Source organism: Weissella sp. DD23, assembly GCF_001579105.1.
Lineage (GTDB): Bacteria > Bacillota > Bacilli > Lactobacillales > Lactobacillaceae > Weissella > Weissella cibaria.
The window spans coordinates 407,340-411,539 of record NZ_KQ970391.1; the positions used below are offsets into that span (position 1 = coordinate 407,340).

Sequence of the window (4,200 nt, forward strand, 5' to 3'; positions counted from 1 at the left end):
CGATTATCCCGAAACTGAATATTAGTTTTCAACCGGGGATGACGGTATTAACCGGTGAAACCGGGGCTGGTAAGTCAATTATCATTGATGCGGTTGGTTTGTTGACTGGTGGTCGTGGGTCGCAAGACTTTATTCGTGAAGGTGCTGACAAGACTGTCTTGCAAGGGTTGATTGACGTAGAACCTGATCAGCCAGTTGTTGCAGTGTTGAACGAGCTTGGCATCCCCGTGGAGGATAATCAACTGTTGATTCATCGTGAATTACAGCGAAGTGGGCGAAATGTGATTCGGGTTAATGGTAGTTTAGTCAATGCGGCGACGCTTAAGGAAATTGGACAGCACCTTGTTGATATTCATGGGCAAAATGAGCACCAAGAGTTGATGCAAGTCGAACGCCACTTGGGCTTATTAGATGAATTTGCCAAAAAAGCCATTGCACCCGTTGCACAAAAGTATCAAAAAGCCTATGAAAACTACCGTAGTTTGGAGACGGCCTTTCACAAACGTCAGGCTGATGAACAAGCTTGGGCCCAACGATTGGACATGCTGAGTTTCCAAAGCAAGGAGCTAGCTGATGCTGCTTTGGTTGATGGCGAAGAAGAAGCGTTGGAAGCTGAATATCAAGAGCTAACGAACTTTCAGGATGTTTTGGAAGCTTTGTCTAAAGCATATGAGGCCCTTGATGGTGACTGGGACAATAACGGGTTAGAGACGATTTCGACAGCAATGGGATCGTTGGAAGATATTGAAGAACTAGCACCGAAGTATGGCAAGTTAACCGAAGCAGTCCGTGGGGCGTATTATGAATTACAAGAAGCGGCTTCTGAAATTATGTCCGTCCGAGATGGATTGGAATTCGATGCCGAACGGTTACGCGAGGTTGATGATCGCTTGAATTTGATTCGTAATTTGGAACGCAAGTATGGTGCGACGATCGCAGACGTCTTGGCACATCAAGAACATGTCGATAGCGAGTTAGCTGACATGGGTGGCGGGCAACAATCCGCTGCTGAGTTAGCTGAACAAGTTGAGGAAGCAGAACGCGTGGCGCGACAATATGCGGATAAGCTACATGAACTACGTGAAAAGGCGGCCAAACAGCTTGCCAAAAAGATTCACGAGCAATTAGCAGATCTTTATATGGAAAAAGCCGTCTTTTCTGTCCGTTTAACCGCTAGTGCCACGTTGCATACGGCGGGTTACGATCTGGCCGAATTTTATATTCAAACAAACCCTGGTGAAGGTGCGAAACCACTTGTGAAGATTGCTTCCGGGGGTGAATTGTCACGCATGATGTTGGCGATGAAAACCATTTTTTCACGGGAACAAGGGATTACCTCAATTATTTTTGATGAGGTTGACACGGGAGTTTCTGGTCGTGTCGCCCAGGCGATTGCGGAAAAAATTGCGGTGATTGGTCGTTATTCACAAGTGTTGACGATTACACACTTACCACAGGTTGCGGCGGTCGCGAACCATCATTACTTTATTCAAAAGCGCGTAATTGGTGACCGTACTGAAACAAGTATTCAACAGTTAACGGATGAAGAACGTGTGGATGAAGTCGCACGCATGTTGTCGGGTGATGAACTGACGGATGCAGCTAAAGAAAATGCCCGTGATTTGATTCAACGGGCTGTTGCAAAACGAACTGAATAATCCTAAAAACGAGCAAACATGCTCGTTTTTTTGGTGAAACAAGCTTAAAATGAGTCGTATGATTGAAAGTGAGGACGGGGCATGGAAATAATTGTTGGCAAGTTGTCTAACCGACAAATGGCGCCGTTTGGCCAGTTATTAAATATGTTTTCAGATGCTGCCGAAGCGCGATTGCACTATCAGCAAGCACAGAGCATTTCAGCAGGGTTACTATTTGTTGATAACGAAACGGTAGTGGGCGCAGTGCTCTATCGCAACGAAGGTGGTCATATTGTGCTAGTCAGCACATTAGCCTGGAAGACGGTTGATCGACTGACTTTATTCGAGCAACTTATGACGTACTTTAGCAAGCATCGAGTGAAAAGCTTACAAATGAAAGTAGCGCCAAACCAAGCGAACAGTCCATTGCTAGATGGTTTTGAACGGGTTGATGAACTAACCTATCGGCGCACGTTCTCATATCCAGTAGCATTGGTCCTTGGTGGTGGTGGTGCGCATGGGGCGTTTGAAGCTGGGGTTTTTGACGTCCTGAAAAGTCGTGGCATTATCCCGCATGAGGTACTGGGGGTCTCAGTTGGCTCGATTAATGCGATGTCCTTTATGCACCTTGATAGTACAATTTCACACGCGACTTGGGACACGTTGACAACGGACGTCGTGTACGAAGTGCCAGAAGTTGGTGTCTCACGGGTCGATTTTAGTAAAACAGTTGCGACGCACCTTGTTGGTCGGCACTACTTTGAAAAAGAATCGTTGCGTCAGTTGATCTATCCCGTGGTTGCGCATGAACTGGCAACGCCAAGACTAGCTGAAATGACCTTGGTCGCCACAGAATTACCATTGTTGCGGCCAGCTAGTTTTTCGGTGACAGACGAAACCACGGCTGATGAACTGACGGATTGGATATTGGCTTCTAGTGCTTTTTATCCGGTCGTTTCGCCAGTCATGATTAACGGGAAACAATATATTGATGGTGGTTACAGTAATAACTTACCAATAAATATTGCCGCTGATCATGGTGCCAAGGAAATCTATGCAGTCTCAATTATGGATGGGGTACCTGAAGATTGGACACGACCAGATGATGCCGTGGTGCATTATATTCGAACACCTTGGCAATTTGGCCCCTTACTGGACTTTTTCCCTGATTTAAGTGGCGAGTACGTGACACTCGGCGAAATCCGCACGAAGCAAGTGTTAGGTGAATTAGGTGGCTACTATTACGCATTGCCGGCCGACGTTGATATTAGTTGGTTGGGTGGCGTGCAACTGGTGAAGTGGTTAGCAACCGATCCTGTGACCGCACCAATCGCAAATGCGTTAACGGAGCTACCGGTTTGGTTGGCCTGGCAACAATGGTTAGCGCGAGATATTGATCCCGATGCGACTGGGGATGAAGCTGGTCAAGGATTGGCAACAATAGAACGCTTGGCTCGTTTGTTGGCAGTTGATAAACTGCAGGAGTATGATTTGACGACCTTTGTTGCCGCGATTGTGGCGGCTGGTCGCACAAACCGACAAGCGTTACCGACGCCGACCCATCACTTAACGCGGACATACATCTTAGCAAATCTAGATGTTGTGTTAACTGGTGTGTTGTACTTGTTGTCTAAGTCAGAAAAAACGAGTAGAATAAATAAATGATTAGCTAGAGAAATAGATAGGAGTAAGATTACCATGAAGCGTGGCGTATTAATCGTACTATCGGGTCCGTCAGGCGTCGGTAAGGGAACTGTCCGAAAGGCGTTGTTTGAAGAATCAGACATCGACTTTCAATATTCAATTTCCATGACCACGCGACAACCCCGAACGGGAGAAGTGAATGGGGAAGATTATTTCTTCGTCACACGAGAAGAGTTTGAAGCAGAAATTGCTGACGGTGGTATGTTGGAATACGCTGAGTACGTGGGAAATTACTACGGTACGCCAAAGAGCTTTATTGAGAAGACATTGGCTGCTGGACGTGATGTCCTATTGGAAATCGATGTGCAAGGTGCGTTGCAAGTGAAGGAAAAGATGCCTGAAGGGGCTTATATTTTCTTGACACCACCTGATTTAGGGGCCTTAAAAGAGCGCTTAATCGGACGTGGTACTGAAGCAATGGAGGTTATTGATCGCCGTGTTTCAGCTGCAACAGCCGAGATTCGCATGATGGCTAACTATGATTACGCTGTCGTAAACGATGAGGTGCCTTTGGCAGTTGATCGTATTAAGGATATTATTAAGGTGGAGCGTTTGCGCGTAAACCGAGTGTTGCCAGAATACATTACAATGATTGAGGAGCTAGAAGCATGATTTTATACCCATCAGTTGATAAGTTGTTGGAACGTGTCGACTCACGTTACAAGTTGATCGCTTAGGGGGCTAAGCGCGCCCACGAATTAGAGCAAGGTGGTTTGCCTACTTTGTCTCACTTCGACTCAGTAAAGCCAATTGGTCAAGCGTTTGAAGAAATTGAAGCTGGTAACGTTGTTATCGATGAAGAAGCTTCTAAGTTGGAAAAATAATGGTGTTAATAAAAAAGCCGGTTCGTTATGAACCG

General features: G+C 46.1%; 3 protein-coding genes and 1 pseudogene. All 4 read left to right on the forward strand.

The window, feature by feature from the left end; genetic code table 11:
- The first annotated feature begins 2 nt into the window (after window positions 1–2).
- The 4 genes and pseudogenes from recN (at window position 3) to rpoZ (ending at window position 4,165) form a co-directional block, all read left to right on the forward strand.
- Entirely contained in the window at window positions 3–1,658 is a 1,656-nt protein-coding gene (gene recN / locus WEIDD23_RS04415; protein ID WP_062358788.1) for a DNA repair protein RecN, read from the forward strand.
- An 81-nt stretch (window positions 1,659–1,739) separates the two neighbouring features.
- Window positions 1,740–3,302: a patatin-like phospholipase family protein gene (locus WEIDD23_RS04420; RefSeq protein WP_010373103.1), complete on the forward strand. Its 1,563-nt coding sequence runs from the start codon at window positions 1,740–1,742 to the stop codon at window positions 3,300–3,302.
- Between the two features lie 33 nt (window positions 3,303–3,335).
- On the forward strand, window positions 3,336–3,953 hold the full coding sequence (gene gmk / locus WEIDD23_RS04425; RefSeq protein WP_010373106.1) for a guanylate kinase: 618 nt from the start codon (window positions 3,336–3,338) through the stop codon (window positions 3,951–3,953).
- Window positions 3,950–4,165, forward strand: a pseudogene (gene rpoZ / locus WEIDD23_RS04430) (DNA-directed RNA polymerase subunit omega). Before gmk ends, rpoZ begins: the two are co-directional and overlap by 4 nt.
- Window positions 4,166–4,200: the final 35 nt, after the last annotated feature.

Coding starts and splice junctions, on each gene's coding strand:
- gmk (WP_010373106.1), top strand. CDS start 3,336: ATGAAGCGTGGCGTATTAATCGTACTATCGGGTCCGTCAGGCGTCGGT.
- WEIDD23_RS04420 (WP_010373103.1), top strand. CDS start 1,740: ATGGAAATAATTGTTGGCAAGTTGTCTAACCGACAAATGGCGCCGTTT.